This is a genomic window from Alteromonas sp. ABH4_457 (genome assembly GCF_056160625.1).
In genome coordinates this window covers 243695-265388 of record NZ_JBSWXN010000003.1, presented here as the reverse complement: position 1 = coordinate 265388, position 21694 = coordinate 243695, and the positions used below count along the sequence as shown (strand labels likewise).

Annotated in this window: 18 protein-coding genes; 6 read left to right on the top strand and 12 right to left on the bottom strand. The window is 51.1% G+C overall.

Annotated features, from left to right (window positions below; translation table 11 throughout):
- Window positions 1–59: 59 nt before the first annotated feature.
- Complete coding sequence (gene uxuA, locus ACXAGR_RS07685; protein WP_474849130.1) at window positions 60–1229, top strand: mannonate dehydratase; 1170 nt, start codon at window positions 60–62, stop codon at window positions 1227–1229.
- Here uxuA and ACXAGR_RS07680 read toward each other — a convergent pair.
- From ACXAGR_RS07680 to ACXAGR_RS07655, 6 genes are all read right to left on the bottom strand, one after another.
- Window positions 1226–2161 (bottom strand): LysR family transcriptional regulator, encoded by a 936-nt coding sequence (locus tag ACXAGR_RS07680; RefSeq protein WP_474849128.1) that lies wholly within the window; start codon window positions 2159–2161, stop codon window positions 1226–1228. The genes uxuA and ACXAGR_RS07680 overlap by 4 nt on opposite strands.
- 118 nt (window positions 2162–2279) lie before the next feature.
- Complete coding sequence (locus ACXAGR_RS07675; RefSeq protein WP_474849126.1) at window positions 2280–3602, bottom strand: sugar MFS transporter; 1323 nt, start codon at window positions 3600–3602, stop codon at window positions 2280–2282.
- Between the two features lie 41 nt (window positions 3603–3643).
- Window positions 3644–4765 carry an N-acetylglucosamine-6-phosphate deacetylase gene (gene nagA / locus ACXAGR_RS07670; protein ID WP_474849124.1) on the bottom strand — a complete coding sequence of 374 codons (1122 nt, stop codon included), beginning with the start codon at window positions 4763–4765 and terminating at the stop codon, window positions 3644–3646.
- A gap of 3 nt (window positions 4766–4768) precedes the next feature.
- A complete protein-coding gene (nagB-II, locus tag ACXAGR_RS07665; protein ID WP_474849122.1) occupies window positions 4769–5770 on the bottom strand; it encodes a glucosamine-6-phosphate deaminase NagB-II in 1002 nt (333 codons plus the stop codon).
- The gene (locus ACXAGR_RS07660) at window positions 5771–6652 is read right to left on the bottom strand and encodes a glucosamine kinase nucleotide-binding domain-containing protein (RefSeq protein ID WP_474849120.1); all 882 of its coding nucleotides are present in this window, start codon (window positions 6650–6652) and stop codon (window positions 5771–5773) included.
- 54 nt (window positions 6653–6706) lie between these two features.
- Window positions 6707–7804, bottom strand: a complete 1098-nt coding sequence (locus ACXAGR_RS07655) for an acyltransferase family protein (protein ID WP_474843832.1) — start codon at window positions 7802–7804, stop codon at window positions 6707–6709.
- A 173-nt stretch (window positions 7805–7977) separates the two neighbouring features.
- Between ACXAGR_RS07655 and ACXAGR_RS07650 the strand changes: the two genes are divergently transcribed.
- From ACXAGR_RS07650 to ACXAGR_RS07640, 3 genes are all read left to right on the top strand, one after another.
- Window positions 7978–9009, top strand: coding sequence for a LacI family DNA-binding transcriptional regulator (locus ACXAGR_RS07650; protein WP_474849118.1), 1032 nt, complete (start codon window positions 7978–7980; stop codon window positions 9007–9009).
- A gap of 189 nt (window positions 9010–9198) precedes the next feature.
- Window positions 9199–11838 (top strand): TonB-dependent receptor, encoded by a 2640-nt coding sequence (locus ACXAGR_RS07645; protein ID WP_474849116.1) that lies wholly within the window; start codon window positions 9199–9201, stop codon window positions 11836–11838.
- A gap of 57 nt (window positions 11839–11895) precedes the next feature.
- Window positions 11896–14127: an alpha-N-acetylglucosaminidase gene (locus ACXAGR_RS07640; RefSeq protein WP_474849114.1), complete on the top strand. Its 2232-nt coding sequence runs from the start codon at window positions 11896–11898 to the stop codon at window positions 14125–14127.
- A 54-nt stretch (window positions 14128–14181) separates the two neighbouring features.
- Here the strand turns inward: ACXAGR_RS07640 and ACXAGR_RS07635 are convergent, their stop codons facing one another.
- The 3 genes from ACXAGR_RS07635 to ACXAGR_RS07625 form a co-directional block, all read right to left on the bottom strand.
- Window positions 14182–15633 (bottom strand): M20 family peptidase, encoded by a 1452-nt coding sequence (locus ACXAGR_RS07635; protein ID WP_474849112.1) that lies wholly within the window; start codon window positions 15631–15633, stop codon window positions 14182–14184.
- A gap of 27 nt (window positions 15634–15660) precedes the next feature.
- Window positions 15661–16176 (bottom strand): NUDIX hydrolase, encoded by a 516-nt coding sequence (locus ACXAGR_RS07630; protein WP_474849110.1) that lies wholly within the window; start codon window positions 16174–16176, stop codon window positions 15661–15663.
- A 73-nt stretch (window positions 16177–16249) separates the two neighbouring features.
- A complete protein-coding gene (locus ACXAGR_RS07625) occupies window positions 16250–17614 on the bottom strand; it encodes a GntP family permease (RefSeq protein ID WP_474849108.1) in 1365 nt (454 codons plus the stop codon).
- 179 nt (window positions 17615–17793) lie between these two features.
- On the opposite strand from ACXAGR_RS07625, the gene ACXAGR_RS07620 reads away from it, so the two are divergent.
- On the top strand, window positions 17794–18339 hold the full coding sequence (locus tag ACXAGR_RS07620) for a gluconokinase (RefSeq protein ID WP_119499703.1): 546 nt from the start codon (window positions 17794–17796) through the stop codon (window positions 18337–18339).
- A 49-nt stretch (window positions 18340–18388) separates the two neighbouring features.
- Here ACXAGR_RS07620 and ACXAGR_RS07615 read toward each other — a convergent pair whose 3' ends face one another.
- From ACXAGR_RS07615 to vapB, 3 genes are all read right to left on the bottom strand, one after another.
- Window positions 18389–19384 (bottom strand): substrate-binding domain-containing protein, encoded by a 996-nt coding sequence (locus ACXAGR_RS07615; protein ID WP_474849106.1) that lies wholly within the window; start codon window positions 19382–19384, stop codon window positions 18389–18391.
- 133 nt (window positions 19385–19517) lie between these two features.
- Complete coding sequence (vapC, locus tag ACXAGR_RS07610; RefSeq protein ID WP_474849104.1) at window positions 19518–19919, bottom strand: type II toxin-antitoxin system tRNA(fMet)-specific endonuclease VapC; 402 nt, start codon at window positions 19917–19919, stop codon at window positions 19518–19520.
- A complete protein-coding gene (vapB, locus tag ACXAGR_RS07605) occupies window positions 19919–20146 on the bottom strand; it encodes a type II toxin-antitoxin system VapB family antitoxin (protein WP_474849102.1) in 228 nt (75 codons plus the stop codon). Before vapB ends, vapC begins: the two co-directional genes overlap by 1 nt.
- A 166-nt stretch (window positions 20147–20312) precedes the next feature.
- Between vapB and ACXAGR_RS07600 the strand changes: the two genes are divergently transcribed.
- Window positions 20313–21692, top strand: a complete 1380-nt coding sequence (locus ACXAGR_RS07600; protein WP_474849100.1) for a YcjX family protein — start codon at window positions 20313–20315, stop codon at window positions 21690–21692.
- Window positions 21693–21694: the final 2 nt, after the last annotated feature.

Below are 21694 nucleotides of genomic sequence, written 5' to 3'. Positions count from 1 at the left end.
TTTTACTCGCTTATGCAGTAGTCTATAAATAATTGGCATGACCAAATTTGAGGTTGCAGATGATTGAAACATGGCGCTGGTTCGGACCCGGCGACAGCATTACGCTAGAAAAAATCCGCCAGGCAGGCGCGACCGGTATCGTGACATCGCTGCATGATGTGCCCACCGGTGAAGCCTGGCCACTCGAAACCATAAAATCCCGTAAAGCGATGATCGAAGATGCCGGCATGCAGTGGGATGTTATTGAAAGTATTCCTGTGCACAACGACATAAAAAGTCGTACCGGTAATTATCGTGAGCTTATCGAAAACTATAAAACGTCGGTGCGCAATGCCGGCGCTGCCGGTGTCACGACCGTGTGCTACAACTTTATGCCGGTGGTGGACTGGACCCGCACGAATCTGACTTATCAACTTCCTGATAAAAGTTATGCATTGCGCTTCGAATATTCAGACTTCGCTGCTTACGATGTGTTTGTGATGCAGCGTCAGGGAGCAGAGAATGATTATTCTTCTGATCTGCTGAACAAGGCGAAAGCCCGGTTTGATGCCATGTCTGATGCTGAACGGGAATTGCTGGAGAAAAATATCATTGCCGGATTACCCGGTGGTGAAGGCTCTTATAACCGCGAAGGGATCAGAGATACCATCCAGCAGTTTATTGATCTCGGCGAGGACGGTTTACGGAACAGCCTGTTTGAATTCCTTGAAGCCGTCATTCCGGTAGCAGAAGAAGCCGGTGTGAAAATGTGTATTCATCCTGACGATCCGCCGTTTTCTCTTTTTGGCTTGCCCAGAGTGGTGTCTACCCAACAGGATGCAAGGAAGATCCTCGAAGCGGTGCCAAGCCCTGCAAACGGACTCACCATGTGTGCCGGCTCCTACGGTGCCAGAGGCGACAACGACCTTATCGCCATGGTTAACGAGTTTGCAGAGCGGATTTACTTTGTGCATTTACGCAATGTGAAACGGGAAGATGACGGTTCATTTTATGAAGCCGCCCATCTCGACGGCGACAATGATATGGTGGGGCTGGTACAGGCGCTGCTGAAGTGCGAGTCCAGCCTGGGATGCCAAATTCCCATGCGCCCAGACCACGGCCACACATTAAGTGATGAGCAGGGCAAAGCGGATTTGAAACCCGGCTATTCTTATCTTGGCCGTCTGAAAGGTCTGGCAGAACTGCGCGGGCTTATTTGCGCCGTGTCCTACATGAATGCAAAGCACTAGTCGATTGCCCAGTACGGCGTATCGCCGTATATCGACAGCATGTAATCAATAAAATGGCGCACGCTTACCGGCGTGTGCTGTGATTTCGGATAGACAAAGTGAATATCCTGTGGTGACTTCCGGATAGCCGGTTTAAACGCATCCAGTACAGGGATCAGTTTTCCTTCCCGCACACTCTCTCCGACCAGCCAGTCCGGGAATAAAACCAGTCCCATTCCTTCCCGCGCAGCCGTCAGCAGCGCTTCCGCATTATTAGACGTCATCAGCGGTACAAATTGTTGTTTTGTCCAGCCCGAATCAGGCTCGTGGAAAAACCACGGGTTAGTCCCGCTGAAACCTTTATACACCAGACACCGGTGCTGTTTTAAATCAGCAGGGGATGTCAGCGGTGTATTGTTCTTAAGATAAGCCGGTGATGCCGCCAGAAAGTAACGCTGTTCGCAGATTTTTCTTCTCCGCAGGGAAGAGTCCGGCAGGGCACCTATGCGGATAATCACATCGGCGTCACCTGCATGAGGATCGATAAATGCGTCTGTTAAAGTAAGCTCAACCTGTACATCCGGGAACAGTTCGGAAAATTCCGCCAGAAACGGGGCAACATGATGTTGTCCGAATTGAACCGGTGCGTTAATTCTCAGTATGCCACCGGGTTCGCCATCGAAGTCCTGTAAATGCTGCTGCATCTCCATCAAAGATTTTTCAATTTCTGACGTATAGCGAAAGAATACCTTTCCCTGTTCGGTGGGAGCCAGCGAACGGGTGTTGCGATAAAACAGCGGCTGCCCCGTGGCATCTTCAAGTTGCTGAATGGCCCTTGATACCAGAGACGGTGAAACCCCTTCCTGCCTGGCGACGGCTGACAAACTGCGGGCTTCATAAACCGCGATGAATAGCTTAAGAGTTCGGAGTGTGACTTGATTCAATAAATTCATTTATGCGTAATATGCAAAAATTTTCTCTGAATTATCGTGTTTTTCGCAAATTTAGCAATGGTTAAAATACACTTTTTCAGGAGAAAGGTGCGGAGCCTTCCAGCTCCGCATCAATAAGTTACCAGTGCTTTATACGGCAACCTTTCAGCGCATAGAACAGAATGAACGCGTAGCAGGGAATGGTCATCCAGTAAGCATTCAGAACACCGTATGCATCAGCAATCGCGCCGAAAACCATTGGCAATACTGCGCCACCGGCAATACCCATGATCAACAGGGCTGAACCACGGGCAGTGAATTTACCCAGACCTTCCAGTGCCAGTGGCCACACCGCTGGCCAGACAATGGCATTGGCCAGGCCAAGAAGAGCAATACAGGCGAGTGGATCGGGCAGCGTGGTGACACCGGTCCAGCCCCAGATAACGGCAGAAATACTGTCACTGGCAGGGTCAGTAAACGGAATGGCAACCGCGAGTAACATGCCCAGTACAGCTGACAGGGTTAGTAACTGATGTTGGGTTAATACCCGCGGGATCAGTACCAGTCCCAGGGTGTAACCTATCACCATAAAGAACATGGTATAGGACGTCAGCCCCAATGCGCCTTCCACGCCAAGCTCAGAACCGGCAAGCCCGATAGTGTCACCGGCAATGACCTCTACGCCCACATAGAAAAACAACGCCGCCACACCCAGCACCAGTTGGGGAAACTGCAAAATAGAGCCGTTCCTCATGCCGCTGGCATCAAGGCTTTCATCTTCTTTGTCTAAATCCAGCTCAGGCAATCCGGAAAAACGCAGCGCGACTGCCAGTAACAACAGAGCGACGGCCATGCCGATATAAGGTGTTACCAGGCTGTCAGCCAGAGACTGAATTTGTGCAGCCCGTTCTGCTTCCGGTAAAGCGGCAATACTCTGCGCCGTTACGCCGGAGAATTCCCCCAGTACCAATGCGGTAAATACCACCGGTGCCAGCCAGCCTGCGCCTTTATTCAGCAGGCCCATAATTGAGATACGGGCTGCAGCGGTTTCAGAAGGCCCGATTTTTACCAGATACGGGTTAGATGCTGTTTGAAGAATAGTCAGTCCTGAACCAACAATAAATTGTGCGGTGATAAACAGGGCAAAGGTTTGGGTTTCTGCAGCCGGCACAAACAAAAAGCAACCGGCGGCTATCATTACCAGACCCAGCGACATGGCATTGCGGTAACCGGTTTTATTCAATACAAACGACATGGGCAGAGCCATGACGACGTACGCAATATAAAAGCTGAATGCAATCAGCAGCGCTTCCATGCCCGATAACTGACAGACAATTTGCAGAAAAGGGATCAGTGCACCGTTCAGCCAGGTAATGAAACCAAACACAAAGAACAAGGTGCCGATTATGGCCATGGGCAGCAAAACTGCGCTGCCGGAAGAAGAGGTTTTACCTGTTGTCATTATTATTTCCTTCAGATTAAAAGGGACGGGCCCTGCAAGCCTTACGACATGCAAACCCCGTTACGCCAGACGCGCTGAACCTGCAAGGCGTCGTTTACCGTTATCCAGTTGGCCTGCGAGCCGTTTCGTAATGTGCCAATACTTGATGAAAGCCCAAGAAAGTTTGCCGGTGTTGAAGTGGCCATTTTCAGGGTGCTTTCCAGCGCAATGTTCAAATCAAAACGGGTATGCTGAATGGCTTCTTCCATGGTCAGCACCGAACCGGCCAGTGTACCGTCTGCCAATTTCAGCGTTGGTCCCTGACGCAGTACCTTAATGCCCTGATACATAAAGTGGTCAGCATCGCTGGCCGCCGGGGCCATGGCATCGGTTACCAGCATCAGCTTGTCGTCACCTTTCAGGCGGATAGCCAGAGTGGCACTTACCGGGTGCACATGCTGATGATCAACAATCAGTCCGCAATACACATCATCACGGTATAACGCGCTGCCTACCACGCCGGGTTCCCGGCTGGTAAGGGCAGACATGGCATTGTAAAGGTGTGTTGCGCCGGTTGCGCCGGCATCAAAGGCTTTAAAACAGGTGTCTGCATCTGCGTTGGTGTGACCGGCTGATACAATCACTCCGGCGTCCACCAGACGGGTGATGTCTTCAGGAGATACGGTTTCCGGCGCAACGGTAAGCAATACCCGGCCTAAGTCTTTGCGGGTAAAAAGGGCAAATTCGTCGTCACTCAGGGGGCGGATATGTGCAGCGCTGTGCATGCCCTTTTTCGCCGCAGACAGGTGCGGGCCTTCAAAGTGCACGCCCGGAATGGCGGCAGGGTCGGCCTTATGCGCTTGTGCAATAGCATCCGCACCGGCAGACATCACGGCAATATCGTCGGTGATCAGCGTTGGCATTATACTGCCTGTACCGGTAGTCAGGTATGCGCGTGACATCTGCAACAATGAATCTGCCACCGGCGCTTCATTAAACTGCACACCGCCGCCGCCATTAACCTGAACATCTACCATGGCCGGCATGATCAGGCCATCCAGCACATCGTGCTGCCCCGGCTCAGCATCAGGTGTTACCGACGCAATGCGCCCGTTTTCCACCGTGAATACCACGTTGCTTTGCAGGCGGTAGCCATCAAAAAATTGTGAAGCAAAATAACCCATGAATTAAACCGTTTCCGTGACTTTCTTCAAGCCTACCGGATTATCCGGGTCCATGTTAAGGGTTCTCGCTGCAATTTCGATATCCAGATAAAAACGCTGCATGATCAGCAGTGGTGCAACCAGCGGATGCACCTCGTCATCTACTTTCAACAGCGGAAATACCGGCGCGCCACGGCGCTTCACTTCTTCAATTTGTCCGCTGTGGAAACTGGCTGAAGCATCCGGTACGTGTACATCAATAATGGCTACGCCACGGTTCAGCAGGGCTACCGGTCCGTGCAGGAACTCTGCGCTACTGAACGCTTCGGCCTGAACGCCAAGTACTTCTTTCATTTTAAGGGCAATTTCACGGGACACCGCATAACCAAATGCACGGCCAAGTACCACGCAGCGCTCCATAGGCTTAAGTACCTCAGCAGTGAGTACCGGTACCTGTGCAATGGTGTCGTCAAGCCGGTCAGGCAAGGCACTCAGTGCTTCGCGAAGTGCCTGGTTGTCTGAGCACGCAGCAACAATGGTCAGCAAAGCATATAAAGTGGCGAGATAGCTTTTCGTGGCTGCCACTGCCACTTCCGGGCCGGCTTTAAGGGGCACAAAGAAATCAGCCAGATCTGCCAGCGGTGAGCTTTCATCGTTAACCAGCGCAACAACCAGTGCGCCTTTTTCCTTGGCCATTTTTGCCTGAGCCAGAATGTCAGGGCTGCGGCCAGACTGGGAAATCACGAACACTAACGCTTTTTGTAAACGCAGTGACTTGCCAAATACACTGTTCACCGACGGTGCTGCGGCGGCTACCGGCAAACCAAGCTCTGTTTCAATGAGGTATTTGCCGAAAACGCCGGCGTGGTCAGATGTGCCACGGCCAATCATGTACACAAATTCCGGGTCTTTTTGCTTAATTGCTGCCGCCAGCGCAGTGATTTGCGCTGCGTTGTCACGTAATTGTGTGCGGAAAACGTCAGGGGTCTGCGACGCTTCAGCAGCCATTTTTGTTGCGTGTGCCATTCAGGCCTCCTTAAATGCCTGCCGTGCCAGCGAAACCGCACCGTATTCAGGGGAACACAATGGGGGGCTCAGCAGCCGTTGAATAGTATCAGGGATCTGGCTGCTCCAGTACGATGCCAGTCCGCCAATCATGGTGATACGCCGTGCATCCAGCGCCTGTAATCTTGTCAGCATTTTGGTGAGGTACACAGTACCTTCGTTAATAATGGCCTGCGCACCGGCGTTATTCTGCTTCGCAAAGTCCAGTACCAGCGGTGCAAGTGCCGCGTAATCGCCGGAGCGGTAGTGCAGGGCCTTCGCGACAATATCTTCCGGTGTTATTACGTTAAGTTGCTGACACACCGCTTCCGTGAAATCACAAACCGGTTGTAACGCATCCATCGCTTCCAGCGTGTGGCTGATTGCCCGCCAGCCCAGCCAGGCGCCGCCAGCCTTATCGCCCAGGGGGAATCCATGACCGCCAATACAGGTATGCACATCATTCACGCTGGCAAAGGCAGAACTGCCCGTGCCGGTAATTAAAATGGCACCTTCGCTGCCACCGTGTGCGCCGGTACAGGCAATGTGTAAATCGGTAGTAATCATGGTACTGGCGAAGGGAAGCTGCCACTTTTCTGCAATTTCCCGGTAGGCCGGAATATTCACCCCGGCCAGTCCCAGGCAGGCATGCACCTGTGACAGTGTATCCGCCGGCAATCCGGCTTCCTTTAATGCTTGCATGGCAGCGGCATTCACCGAGTTATATGCGGTCTCTGCAGATTGTGCAGGATTAGACGGGCCGGAAAGCCCTTCGCCAAGCAGTTCGCCGTTCAGGGATTCAAGGCGGGCTTTGCATTTAGTGCCGCCGCCATCGATACCAAGAAAATACTGTTGCTGAATCACTCACGGGTTCCTTGCTGTTGGATAGATAAAATAGAGAATTAAAACGGTGTAAGATCAGATTTTGATAAAAATCTGTTTGCGGTAGAGCCAGTAGACGGGAATAAAACAAATACCCACAAACATCACTACCCAGGTAGTGGCACTGGCAAATTCGCTGAAGCCTGCCTGCAAAGACCACTCAACCCATGCCCCGTGAACGGACGTACCGGCTATTTCCCAGTCCAGGCACTTCTCAATAATAACGTGCAGCACATAGGCGGTAATCGCATTGGCACCAAAGATGACCGGAATGGCCGTGCCGGCGCGGTGGCCTTTGATGTCGGTATACCACACCATTACAGCCAGAATCATAGCGCCGATGCCGCCGGTGGCCAGCACGAAGGAACTGGACCAGATTTGCTTGATGAACGGAAAGCCAAGGCTCCAGATACAACCGGCACAAAAGGTAAGAAAGCCGAATAAGAAAAGATGCATCACGGCGTCTCTTAACTCACCTTTGGCGGCGATAATAATGCGGCCCATGAGCATGCCCATGATGCCGGTAACCACAGAAGGGAAGGTGCTGAGTAAACCTTCAGGATCCCATTCACCACGCCACAACATGCCGGGCATGAATCTGTCGAACCAGTTAATAATGTTCTCGCCCCGTTCCAGGTGACCGGCGGGTAAACCCGGGGCCGGCACAAACAGCACAAACAGCCAGTACAGCACCAGCAGGGCAATGCCGGTTTTAATTATTGTACGTACAGAGCAGTAAACCGCCAGATAGCAGCACACCAGATACACCACTGCGATACGTTGCAACACGCCAAGAATACGAACCTGCTCGAAGTGGGTGTAGAACAGGTTCACCACTAATCCCAGGGCGAACATGATGCAGGTGCGTTTCCACACTTTTTGCAGCACAGGTTTCAGATTGGGGGAATCAGCATGAATATTCTTAAAACCTAAGGCAATTGCCACACCCACAATGAGGATGAAAAAGGGAAATATCAGGTCGGCGAAGTGAATGCCATCCCAGTATGCATGGGACAACTCACCATAGGTATTCGGACTGTTTGCCACAATCATGGCCATGATGGTCAGGCCGCGGAACACGTCCAGCGACAATAAACGGTTTTTCTTTTCGGTGTTATCAGCCGTGTTTGTCATGATCAACTGCTTCTTTAGTAATCAGGGTTTTTACGTTAACCTTGCTTTGTCAACGTTGTCAAATGTTATTTTGCTGAAATAAAATACGATAAGACAGAAGAATGGCAGGACAGGAATGTTGCGGGCCGTCTCCATAGCCTTTATGCTCCTGAAAGACAGGAATTTTTTTGATCATGGCAGTCACTATGAAGAAGCCGACAATTAAGGATGTGGCCAAGTTAGCGGGGGTTTCCTTTAAAACCGTTTCCCGTGTGGTCAACAACGAAGCCAGCGTCAGCGATGAAGTACGCACCAAAGTGCAGGAATGTATTCAGAAACTGAATTATCAGCCTAATCACACCGCTCGTACTATGCGTAAAGCGCCTTTCTCACTGGCGTTCGTGTACGACAACCCGAACAGTCACTATGTGATTGAAATGCAGAACGGCATCATTTCAGAGTGCCGCAAGCGCGGGTTCGAACTGGTTATTCATCCCACCGACTCCCGTTCCGAAGAAGTGGGTAAAGAACTGGCGGCCATGATTGGCTCAAATCAGATAGGCGGGGTGATTCTTACGCCGCCGTTATCTGAAAACCGTGAACTGGTTACTTTTCTGCTGAACCGTGATGCCAAGGTTGTACGCATCCTGTCCGGTTCAGAAGCGCCGGATACACTTGCCCCGGTGGTCCATGTGGACGATGTGGAAGCCAGCCGGAAAATGACAGACTACCTGCTTGATCTCGGACACAAGCGTATTGCGTTTCTGGGCTATCATGCCTCTCATGAATCCAGCCTCGGTCGCCTGCGTGGTTTTCGTGAAGCCCATGAAGGTCGGGGTCTTGCAGTGGATAAGAACCTTATCGTAGATGGCGAATTTACCTTCGATTCGGGTATGGCGATGACAAAACAGGTTCTCAGCAATGACAATAAACCCACCGCTATTTTTGCATGTAACGACGAAATCGCAGCAGGCGCGGTGTTCATGGTGCGCCTGAATCAACTGCGGGTGCCGGAAGATGTTTCCGTGGCCGGATTCGAGAACAGTCCGTTTTCAATTCAAACCTGGCCACACCTCACTACCATCAATCAGCCAAATTTTGATATCGCTGCTTCTGCTGCTGAAATGGTGATCAAGATGATGCAGGCGAAAGATGTTCACACCGTGGAATCCAAAGGCTTCAGCCTCGAACTGGTGGTCAGGGATTCCGCTGCGCCGCTGAATTAATTTCTTGTTGTTCCTCAACAACCGTGTCATAAATTTTTCATTTTGATGTTTGACAACGTTGACACGCGGTGATAGCGTCAAAAACAGGATGATGAAAAAATCACCGTAAAACAAAAATAAAAGAAAACATATTCAGCGACGTTGCCTGAAGCTGAAACGATAAAAGTGTTGAACTGATGGGAAACGCAAATGAACTATGCACTTCCGAAGAAAACCCTCATTGCCAGTGCGCTGCTCTGTGCTCTGAACCCTGTTGCTTTCGCGCAGGAAACTGCTACGCCAGATGAAGACCTGATTGAACGCATCGACGTGACTTATCGCTCCAGCCTTGTGCAGGCAGCGGCTATCAAGCGTGATGAAACCAAAGTTGCCGATATCATCACCTCAGAAGATATCGGAAAATTCCCCACCGAGAACATTGCTGAAGCTATTCAGCGCATTCCCGGTGTACAGATTTCCAACATTAACGGTCGTGGCTCCACGATCAGTGTTCGTGGTTTAGGTGCGCAATATGCGCGGACGACCGTTAATGGTCAGACAATGGCAAACGCCGATTTCACCGGCGGTTTCCGTTACGACATTATTCAGTCTGAACTGGCCTCTGCCATCTCTGTGATTAAATCTCCCAGCGCTGACATGGACACCGGTGGTTTATCCGGCACAATCAATATCGATACTACCAAGCCGCTGTCTTACGGTGAGCGTAAAATTGTGGCATCGGTAAAAGGTCAGTATTCAGAATTTTCACCTACTGACGATGTTACGCCGAAAGGAAACATTACCTATATCGATCAATTTGCTGACGATACCGTGGGTATTTTCCTGAACGCCGGTTATCAGGAACTGGATGACCGAGTCGATAACTTCTGGATGGGCCGCTGGTTCCAGGACGACGAAGGCAATGATTATCCCCGCCGTCCCCGATACCGTCGTATCGACCGTGAAACCAAGCGTTATCTGATGAACGGTGCCGTGCAGTGGCGTCCGACTGACAGCTTTGAAACCACGTTTACTGCCATTTATGCCGATGACGACACCTATCAGGATTTGAACCAGCAGGTATTCCTGTTCGACCGTGATGACATCACCCTGCTTGGCGAGCCGGTTGGCGGCGTATACACCAATGTGAGAATTGATGATTTCACGCTGGAAAATAACCGTCAAATCGAGGAAAAAGGCGCAACCAGTAAAGCCTTTACCTTGCAGTCTAAATACGAAACGGAAAACTGGATAATCTCAGGCGTGGCGCACTATACCGCCGGTGATGCCACAGAAAGCGAAGAAGCCGCTATTCTGGCAACCACCGTGTCTGCCACTATGGACATTTCCGACAGCAGCAATGTTATTTTCGATGTGGATGAAGATCTCACCGACCCGGCGCTGTATCCCTACGACATGCCCCGTAACGAATATCCGAACGGTGCAACGCGGATTGTGGATACCTCCGAAAAGGCCCTGCAATTTGATGCTGAACGCATTCTCGACGGCGACATTTTCACGTCTTTCGCATTCGGCGTGAAATACCGTCAGGAAGAGTTCAACCGCGAAGTATACCGTACAGACCGTTTCGCCATTGGTGATGCAGACCCTGCAGACTTACCGCTGATGTCTGAATATAACTTCATGGTGACGGACTTCCTCGATAATCAGATGTCTATTCAGCATGCCTGGATCGCACCGGATATTCAGGCTTACCGCGATGCGCTGGTAGCAGAGGGCGTGACCATTCCTACCTTCTTTGCGGCCCAGTCGTCTTACGGTATCGAGCGTGACATCTTGTCGTTCTATTCCGAGCTTGAGTTCGATACCATGTTAGGTGATTTCCCGTTCCGCGGTAATTTCGGCGGACGTTACGAAACCACAGACCGGACTATCAATACTTACCTTACCGGTGAGCAGAATCCGGATAACGAAGAAATCCGCATGGTGGTGGGTGAATACGATATCGATTATGACTACACCAACTTCCTGCCCAGCATGAACCTGGTGTTAGAGCTCACCGATGAAGTACAGGCCCGTTTTGCGGCAGCAAAAGTGCTGGTGCGTCCTATTCTGACGTCCAATACACAAATTGCTGCTTCAGAAACCTCAGCGTCTAACTCCTTCGGTACCACTACCTACACCATCGATCTGGGTCAGCCGGAAATGAAGGCAATGACCGCAGATCAGGCAGATTTAGGTCTGGAATGGTACTACGGTGAAGGTGACAGCCTGGCGTTAACCTTGTTCTGGAAAGAAATTAAGAACGGCTCTGTGACCGAGTTTGTTTGTCCGGACAGTTATGACGGTGTGGCACTGAGCGGCACGGCAGCAGACTGTACCGACAATGAAGGTAATATTTATGAGATTACCAGCACCTACAACGATGACTCCGGTACTACCATCAAAGGTTATGAGCTTGGCTGGAACCAGGGACTGGACGAATGGCTTCCCATCAAAGGTTTCGGTTTCTCAGCAAACTATACCTTTATTGATGCGGAAGACGGTGAAGACTTTGTACTGACCAATTCTTCTGAAGAAACCTGGAACTTCATCGGCTACTGGGAAAATGAAGTGTTCAGCGCGCGGGTCGCACTGAACCACCGCAGCCCGTATATTCAGGACAGCAACGATGCGTTCTTCGCCCGTGAAGGCCGCGTGGTAGATGGCCGCGATCAGATAGACGTGGTACTGAGCTACAACGTGACTGAAGAACTGAACCTGCGTTTCGGCGCGCTGAATATTAACGGTAACGATGAAGAAGCCTACTACACCGATGAGAAGCCGGTCTGGCAGACCACCAGTGTACTGGGTACAAGCTACTACCTGAGTGCAATGTACTCATTTTAAAAACGCGGTGTGCGCTGCCTGTTAACGCAGCGCACGTTTTTTTACAGGATAAAATCAATGCGTAAACCTATGTCTATGCCGGTCAGTGCGCTGTGTCTGGCAGTGGCGTTTGCCTTAAGCGGCTGCGGAACACCGGCAGAGCAACCCCGCGCCAGTGAAAGTGAAACCGTAGCCGTGCAAACCCCTGTGCAGGCCGTTCTCAGCCGGGTCACCGGTGGTCAGGCAGGGCACATTTCCACCCGCAAAGTTACAGACAACGAACCTGAATGGTACGAAGTGAATGTGACAGACGGACAGGCGGAAATCAGTGGCAACAGCGATGCTGCCATGGCATACGGTGCATATCAGTATCTGCGGGAGCAGGGCGCGTTATCGGTAAGCTGGGAAGGCAACCGCGTGGCCATGCCTGAACACTTTGCTGACTACGACGGGGCGAAAATCGCTACACCGTTTGATCAGCGCGCGTATCTGAATGTGTGTGCCTACGGCTATACCACTCCATGGTGGGACTGGGCGCGCTGGGAGCAGGAAATAGACTGGATGGCCCTGCACGGTGTGAATAACCCCGTGGCAATGGAAGGTCAGGAGTTTGTGTGGCAAGCCCTGTGGAAAGAGTTCGGTGTAACAGACAGCGAACTGGATACGTACTTTTCAGGACCTGCGTTTACGCCCTGGCAGCGCATGGGTAACATTGAAGGTCATGAAGGCCCGTTACCGCAAAACTGGATTGATAAGAAACACAAATTGCAGAAACAAATTCTGGCACGTATGGACGAGCTCGGCATGAAGCCTGTTGTTCCAGCGTTCAGCGGGTATGTACCCAAGGCGTTCACCGAACGTTTCCCCGATGCAAAAATTTACGAAATGCCGAAATGGACAGGGTTCGAACACGAAACCTACTGGCTGGACCCGGCAGATCCGTTATTCGATAAAGTGGCAAAACGCTTTATCGAAATCTACACCGCCACCTACGGCGAACATGAATATTATTTATCTGATGCGTTTAATGAAATGCTGCCGCCGGTATCAGAAGACAACCGTTACGCAGACCTGGCTTCTTACGGAAAGCGCATTTATCAGTCTATTCAACAGGCTGCGCCGGATGCTACCTGGGTGATGCAGGGCTGGATGTTCGGTGCCGATGAAGAGTTCTGGGATCTGGAATCCATAGAAGCCTTTTTGAAAGACGTACCGGACAGCAAAGCCATGATCCACGATATCGGCAACGACCGTTATCATGTGTGGCAGCGCACAGAAGGTTTTAAAGGTAAGCCGTGGATCTTCGGATTCATTCATAACTACGGCGGATCAGACCCTGTTTACGCTGATTTTGCAGATTACACAGAACAGCTGGATGTGGTAACGCATTCAGAAAATAAAGGCGCGTTAACCGGCTTTGGTGTATTCCCTGAAGGCATTCACAATAACTCTGTGGCCTATGAGTTCCTGTTCGATTTGCCATGGCAGGCAAAACCGGATATGCAAAGCTGGATAGCCTCCTATGCCAATGCACGGTACGGCAAATCGTCACCGGCGCTGCTGAACGCCTGGGATAAGCTTATCGATGGTGTGTACTCGGTACGCTACTGGACCACGCGCTGGTGGGAAGGGTCAGCAGGTGCTTACTTACTGTTCAAGCGCCCTACAACAGATATCACAGAATTCGAAGGTAGCCCGGGCGATCTCGCCAGCCTCGACGCAGCCATTATGGAACTGCTGTCTCTGGCTGACGAATACGCAGATTCCCCGCTGTTTATCTACGATCTGGTGGACGTGACAAAGCAGTCAGTATCACTACACGTGGATTTAATGTTGCAGGAAGCCGTGGCGGCTTATCAGGCGAAAGACATTGAAAAAGGCGATGCGCTGACGGCACAAATCACCAAACTGGTTACGCAACTTGATGCGCTGATGGGATGGCATCAGGAATCTCTGCATACCTGGTTGTCAGATGCAGCCGCTTACGGTGACAACAAAGCAGAATCTGGCTTTTATGTGAAGAACGCCCGCCAGCAAATTACCGTGTGGGGCGGCCCGAAACTGAAAGACTATGCGTCTAAAGCCTGGCAGGGCATGTACAAAGATTTCTATCTGCCGCGCTGGTCGCAATACTTGTCAGCCCTGCGTGCTTCAGTGGTGTCTGACTCATCGTTTGATGATGCGGCACAACAGCAGGCACTGATTGAATGGGAGAATGCGTGGACCGAGCAAACCACCATTCCCACGCCGGTCAAACCGGACAACCCTGTGTTGCTCGTTAACGGGTTAATGATGGAAGTTTCCCGTTAACAGCCTGCCCGCCTGTGGTTGGGCAGGCGGGCTTTTTCTTTTTGTATGCTTATCTTATTGCTGCGCCATCAGTGCCGTATAAAACTGCACGGCTTTTACCAGGTTCGCTGCCGATATCTTTTCATTGGTACCGTGAATACTGCCAAGATCTTCTGAACGTAACACCATAGGCGCAAAGCGGTAACTGTCGGTTATTTCGCTGTAAAAGCGGCTGTCTGTAGCGGCAATGGTCAGGCCCGGCGTAATAATCGCATCCGGATAAACAGCCCGCGTGGTCTGTACCATCTGTAAAAAGCCTTCGTTACTACTTGATGCTACCGGTGAAGGCTCGGTGAACTCTCCTGCTTCCACTGTTACCCGGTCATCGTTAATGGCTTCGCGCACCCATTCAGTCACAGATTCCACCGAATCCCGCGGGTGCAGCCTGAAATTAATCGTGGCCGTTGCGGTGGCCGGTAATACGTTAGATTTCACGCTGCCTGACAGCATGGTGGGAGCAGTGGTGGTGCGCAGCATGGCATTACCGCTGGTGCTGCTGCCTACAACAGCATTCAACAGGGGCTTAAACAACCACATATTGGCAAATAACAGCCGTTTGCTGAAATCCATATGACGGGCAATGTCGCTGTACATCTTTTCGCTGATGCCTTCCAGCCCGCCGGGTAACGGGGCATCGTGCAGCTTCATCAGTGCAGCGGCCAGAATGGTTACCGCAGTATCCTGTGGTGGCATGGAGCTGTGTCCGCCTTCACCTTCTGCGGTGAGTGTCAGCGTTAAATACCCTTTTTCAGACAGGTTGATACTGGCAATGCCTTTATCGATACCCGGCACAATACCGTCCAGCACGTAAGAACCTTCATCCAGCGACCAAGCCGGCGTGATCTTTTTACTTTTAAACCACTGGGTGACTGCAATCGCGCCGTCCGTGCTGCCAATTTCTTCGTCGTGGGTAAGGGCAATATAAATATCCCGCTGCGTGGTGATGTTTTCTTCCAGCAAGTGTGTGGCAGCAGCCATCAGTGTGATGACAGAATTTTTGTCATCCAGTGCGCCACGGCCCCACACTTCACCGTTTTTAATGACGCCTCCAAACGGCGGGTGCGTCCAGTCGCGCTCTGTACCCGGGTTAACAGGCACCACATCGTAATGGGCTGAAAACAGCACCGGCTTTAACCCAGCATCCTGACCTTTCAGGCGGAACAGTAAGGTGTGAGTGTTCAGGCGCACCAGTTCTGCTTTTTCGAATACCAGCGGATAGGTGGCGGCCAGCCATTCCTGAAACGCGATGAAGCTGGCGTAGTTGTCGGGGTTGCCGTTTTCATAAGACACGGTTTTAAAGGTCAGTGCCTCAGCCAGCTGCTTAGCCAGTAATTCATCGTCGGGCTGAATCAACGAGATGTCTGCAGACGGGGCAGACTCCTGTGGCGTAAAACGCATGGCGTTAAAAATCAGTACACCAATAAGCAGAACAATCACGACACCCAGAGACAGGAAAAAACGCTTCATACTCTTATCCTTAAATGAGCAGGCAGTTTAACTGACAGAATCAATGTATACCTTCACCGCGCGGCGCATAGAAGGGAAAGCTATGTTGTCGGGGTTAATATCACACGGTTTCAGCCATTTTACACCGGCAATTTCGCTGGTCTGAAGCGAAAATTCCGGGCGCTTTTTCAGCGTGGCAACAAAAAAGCCATCGCAGGTGTGATAACGCACACCGGCATAATCATAGGTGTTGGGTGCAGACAGCAAATATTGCCAGTCAGCAACATGAATACCCAGTTCCTCGCGGGTTTCCCGCACGAGTGCCTGTTCCAGCGATTCATGAAAATCCACAAATCCGCCCGGCAGACCCAATTTACCTTTACCCGGGGCTTTCGCCCGCAGGGTAAACAGCAGGTGGCCGTCACACACCAGAATACCCGCTACCGCCGTGGCAGCATTCAGGAAGTAAGTAAAGCTACAGTCTTCACAAAAATAGCGGTTTTCAGATAACGAAAAAGCATCGCTTTTGCAGTTCGGGCAAAAGCGCAACGGGTCTGTATTCATGCAGAAAATACATCAGTTTGATGACAGAAATTAGCGGTTAGCATGCCAGAAAATGTGCAGGCGGGGCAACTTTCTAAAACACCACACTGATTAACGCGGCCAGCAGGAATGCAATGCTGCCGAGCAGGGTTTCCATTACTGTCCAGGTTTTCAGGGTGGTCTTTTCATCCATATCCAGCAGGCGGGATACCAGCCAGAAGCCGGAATCATTGAAGTGCGACAGCACCGTTGCGCCGCCGGCAATGGCAATCACAATACAGCAGATGTCTACTGCCGAAAGGCCGGTGGTGGCCGATACGATGGGCGCCATCAGAGCCGCTGTGGTGGTGAGTGCGACTGTGGCAGAACCTTGTGCTACCCGTAAACAGGTAGAAATCACAAACGCCGCCACAATCACCGGTAATCCTGTGTCCTGTAATAATCCTGCCAGCGCTTCGCCAATCCCGCTGCTGCGCAGTACACCACCGAACATACCACCGGCACCGGTAACCAGAATCACACCACAGATGGGCGCCAGCGATTCCCCGCAAAGCGCTTCGGTTTTCTCACGACCAAGATCCCGGGTAAACAGAAACAAACACAGAATAAGCGTGATCAATAGCGCCACCGGGGTTTTGCCCAGCATACGCAGAATATCAACCCATAAAGCATCGCCGCTTATCTCGCCGGATACCTGCAAGGCGTTCAAACCGGTATCCATAAATATCAGCAGCACCGGCGTTAGCAGTACAGCCAGCACAGTACCGAATGCCGGTGGGGTGGTTAATGTGGAAGAATCAGTGTTCTTATACAGCGGCGGCAGGGGAAGTACGGTTTGTTTGCCCGCATACAGGGCAAAGCAATACGCGCCCAGATACCAGGTGGGAATGGCAATCAGCAATCCGACCAGCAACAGAAGACCAATGTCAGCGCCCAGTAAATCAGCCGCTGCCACCGGGCCCGGATGAGGTGGCACAAAGGCATGCATTACCGCAAACGCACCGGCTGCGGGAAACGCGTATTTGATTGTCGAGCCACCGAACTTAGCCGCCACACTCATCAGTATGGGGAACATCACAATTAACCCCGCATCAAAAAAGATAGGAAAGCCGAACAGCAATGACGCAATACCCAGTGCAAAAGGGGCTTTTTGCTCACCGAAGCGGTTAATAAGACCATCGGCCAGCACGCTGGCACCACCGGTGACTTCCAGTAATTTGCCAATCATGCAGCCCAGCCCTACCAGCAACGCTACAGAAGCCAGCGTGCCACCAAAACCTTTCATCATCACCAGCACAATGTCGTCAGCCGGAATACCGGCTACCGCAGCCGACAATACGCTGACAAGGATCAATGCCACAAATGCATGCACCCGCATTTTTATAATAAGCAGCACCAGCAGCACCACCGCGCCAAGGCCGGTGAGCAACAGGTGAGTAGGGTCGGTTCCAACATCCATAGCACGTTCTCTTATTCACAGCGTTTTACAGGTTCAGAAGCGTTTGCTGAAAGCCGGCAGAAAAAAATTACGCTTCAAAGCCATTCACAATCAGTAACGTTACCGGTAACATGGTACATGTTACGTTAAAAAGGTAAACAATTATTTAACGCCAAAACCGTGGAGCAGGCTGCAACATTATGAGTAAAAGCGAGAGCAAACAACCGCCGGCAGGCTTCTCTGTGGTGGTCATGGGCGTCAGTGGTTCAGGTAAAACCACCGTGGCTGAAATGCTGGCGGCAGACATGCAGGCCACCTTCATCGACGGCGACGATTTACACCCCAGAGCCAACGTAAAAAAAATGGGCGAGGGCTCCCCGCTTAACGATGAAGACCGTGCGCCCTGGCTCGAACGCATCAATGATGCGGTGTATAACCTGGAGCAGCGCAGCCGCAAGGGCGTGATTGTGTGCTCGGCACTGAAAAAACGCTACCGCGACGCAATTCGCAAAGATAATAAAAACCTCGTGTTCGTGTTTCTCGACGGCCCCAAGCATGTGATTTTAGAACGCATGGCTGCCAGAAAAGGGCATTTTATGAAACCGGATATGCTCGACAGTCAGTTCGATGCGCTGGAACGGCCGGACATCAGCGAACAGGATGTATTAACAGTCACCATCGACAGCACGCCGCAGGAAATTGTCAGCCGGGTAACAGAGCGTTTAAAAGCGCGAAACTGTATTTAATCGGATGGTTTGTTAGTGCTTACTCACTTAGGCTGTGCCGGATTTTAGCTTACAATGTTTCCCCTGCCGTCAGGCTGTGAGGCAAGGTGATCAGCTTCTCTGCTACCGCCTCTCCCTGCAACGACGCCAGCAACAGGCGGGCAGCCTGTTCACCCATCTCTTCCCGGGGAGTAAGCACACTGGTTAATACCGGCGTGGTTGCGCCGCCGATATCCAGCCCGTTGTATCCCACCACTGCCATGTCTGCAGGGATCTGTTTTCCCGTTTGACGGCAATGCAGCATTGCGCCGATGGCAATATCATCGTTCGTACAGAACACGCCGTTCGTTTGCGGATGTAACGACAAGGCCTGCGCCATCAATTGTGCACCACGGGTGAAACTGGAATGTTCCGCTGTGGAAACCGTTACCGGCTGTAAGCCCGCTTCTTTCATGGCCCGTTCGTAACCCTGTTGCCTCAGCAGCGTACGGCTGTCTAACCTGGCGGCAAGATAAACCGTATTCTGTTTGCCCGAATCCAGCATCCGCTTGACCACCTCATAAGCGGCCTGTTCATGGTTCATACCCACTGCCATATCCAGCGGCCCGGCAGGCACTTCCATGGTTTCCACCACCGGAATACCAGCCTTTTTCAGCATCTGCCTGGTGCGCGGTGTGTGTTGGGTTTCAGTGAGCACCAGGCCGTCAATCTGATACGACAGCATCATATCAATCTTGTCTTCTTCGGTTTGCGGGTTATAACCCGTGTGAGCAATCAGGGTGTCGTAGCCGTTGGCAGCGGTGACGTTCTCAACCCCCTGCACCAAATCAGCAAATACCTGATTCGACAACGAAGGAATAATAATGCCAATGGTCTTACTGGAGGATTTCGACAAAATGGCCGGCACACGGTTTTTAATGTACCCCAGCGACGTTAAAGCTTCTGCAATTTTGGCCTGCGTAGCCGGTGCCACAGAATCAGGGGCCCGCAGATAGCGGCTTACCGTCATTTTAGTTACACCAACAATGTCGGCAATATCCTGAAGTGTAGGGCGTTTGGCAGGCATAACGTCTCTTTTTTACGATTAGTCTGCCGGTGATGTTACACGTAACATGAGGAGGAGGGAATTATACTACGGTAGGAAGTATATTTGTGTTTAGCAATCAGCTAAATAAAGATTCCGATATAATCTTTCTGGCTCAAGTTAACCAATTACAAATTCTGAGGCCATTCACTCTTTCAAACTCTCGCAGATTATTTGTGACAAGAGTTAGTCCTATGCTACGAGCATGTCCTGCAATCATTGTGTCGTAGGGGCCAATCATTTTCCCATCTTCTTCAAGGGTAGATTTAACTTCTCCGAACTGCTGCGCAGCATGCTGGTCAAAATCGAGCACCTCTAACCGTGCAGCAAAACCTTCTATAACGGTAAGAGCTTTTGTTGGATCCACGGATTTTTCTGCGCCAGCGACAAGCTCTCCCCAAGTGACAGATGAAATGCAAAGTTGGCCTATATGAATATTGAACAAGCGTTTTAACTGAGGCGGTTTTCTTTTGATTGTGTAGATGCAGATGTCCGTATCGAGCATAAATTTAAGCACTAAAATTCCTCGCGTTCCTGTGTTTCAGGTTGCAACCTGTCATCCATAAAATCATCAAGAGGGGGGGCATCAAACCAGTCATCCCATGCAGTATCTGCAGGCACAATTATTCGCTTGTTGCCTTCAGCAATTACTTCTACATATTTAACATTGTCTGGCATAGCAACCGCCTTCGGTAAGCGAACAGCTTGAGATTGATTGTTTTTAAATATAGTCGCTTTAACCATAATAATAACCTGTATATAGGGACGGTATATGCCAGAGTGTAGCGGCGGTTAAAAACTAGTCAAGAAGTGGTTCTTCTGTCGATTTGTATCCAAATGTGACAGCTGCTTTTAAAGTCACCGGTGATCCCCATATTATACCGGTATGTGTTGCGAATAACGGGTATCAATGAAGAGCTTTCTGAAGAATGTGTTGTCACCGCTGGAACCCTTGCTTGATGGCATGACTTCGGCAGGCGACTGGTTCACACGTGAAAATCACCGTTTTACCATTACCGGGTTAAGCCGCAGTGGTAAATCCATGCTGTTCACCAGTTTAATGACAATCCTGAAGTATCGCAGTGAACATCAGTATCAGTGTTTGCCGCTGCTTAAGCATTTACCCGCAGAGCTGGTAGACAGCATGTGGCTGGAACCGGTAGACGACTTTCCGTTATTCCCCATCGACGATCACATTGCCTCACTGGAAAAGGGGGAATGGCCTGCGCCCACCGAGAACGTGTATGCGTTTAAAATGGTGGTGCGGTTAAAGCAAACCGGTCAGTTCAAAAAGTATCTGTTTCCTCATACCCATGTGGTGTTTGAGTTTATCGATTATCCCGGCGAGTGGATCACCGATTTACCCATGGCCGGTAAAACCTTCGCCCAGTGGTCTGATTCCGCGCTGGCCCAGCAAATGACCGATCCCCAGCGTTTCTACGCCAAAGACTGGCATCACACTCTGGAACAGTTCGATTTCGATACCGACCCTACACCGGAAGCTATGCTTAAGCTCACAAGCAGCTATCGCGATTATTTAAAGCAGGCGAAACAGGCCGGTATTGCCATGCTGCAACCGGGTAGTTTTTTGCTGGATGGCAGCGGGTTTAACTGGCGGGAAACCGGCTTTACGCCGCTGCCTGCAAAGATAAGCAGTGATATTACCCATCCCTGGACCAAAGCATTCAATGCCCGGTTCAGTGAATTTCAGCAAGCCTGGCTGAAGCCACTTCGCGCCGGTACCTTCCGTGAAGCAGATAAGCAAATCATTCTGGTGGACTTATTCGAAGGGCTGAATCACAGCAAACAGCATCTGGCACAGTTAAAAGAAACGTTAAGCCACCTGGCAGATGTGTTTGTGTACGGTGAGCAGGACTGGTTCTCAAAGCACGTGTTACGCAAACAGGAAATCGGCAAAGTGGCATTTGTGGCCACCAAAGCCGATCTCGTCCCCGACGCTGAAAAGCCGCAATTACTGGCGTTACTGAAAGACGTATGCGGCGGCGCCACCGCCAAGCTCGAACGGGAAGAGGTGCCTTACGAACATTTTCTGGTGTCAGCCATTCAGGCTACCGACGAGGGCAGCAAACCCGGTGCGCTGCGTTACACCAACAAACATAAACAGTATGTGGAAGTACAGTTCGAACCTTTGCCGGTGCGTATTAAAGATATGTCGGCAGACGAGCATTATCCTGCGTTGTATCCGCCGGTGCCCGCAGACTATCTGCCCCGCATGTTAAACGGCAGGGGACTGGATAAACTGTTTCAGTTTTTACTGACAACCCGTTAGTT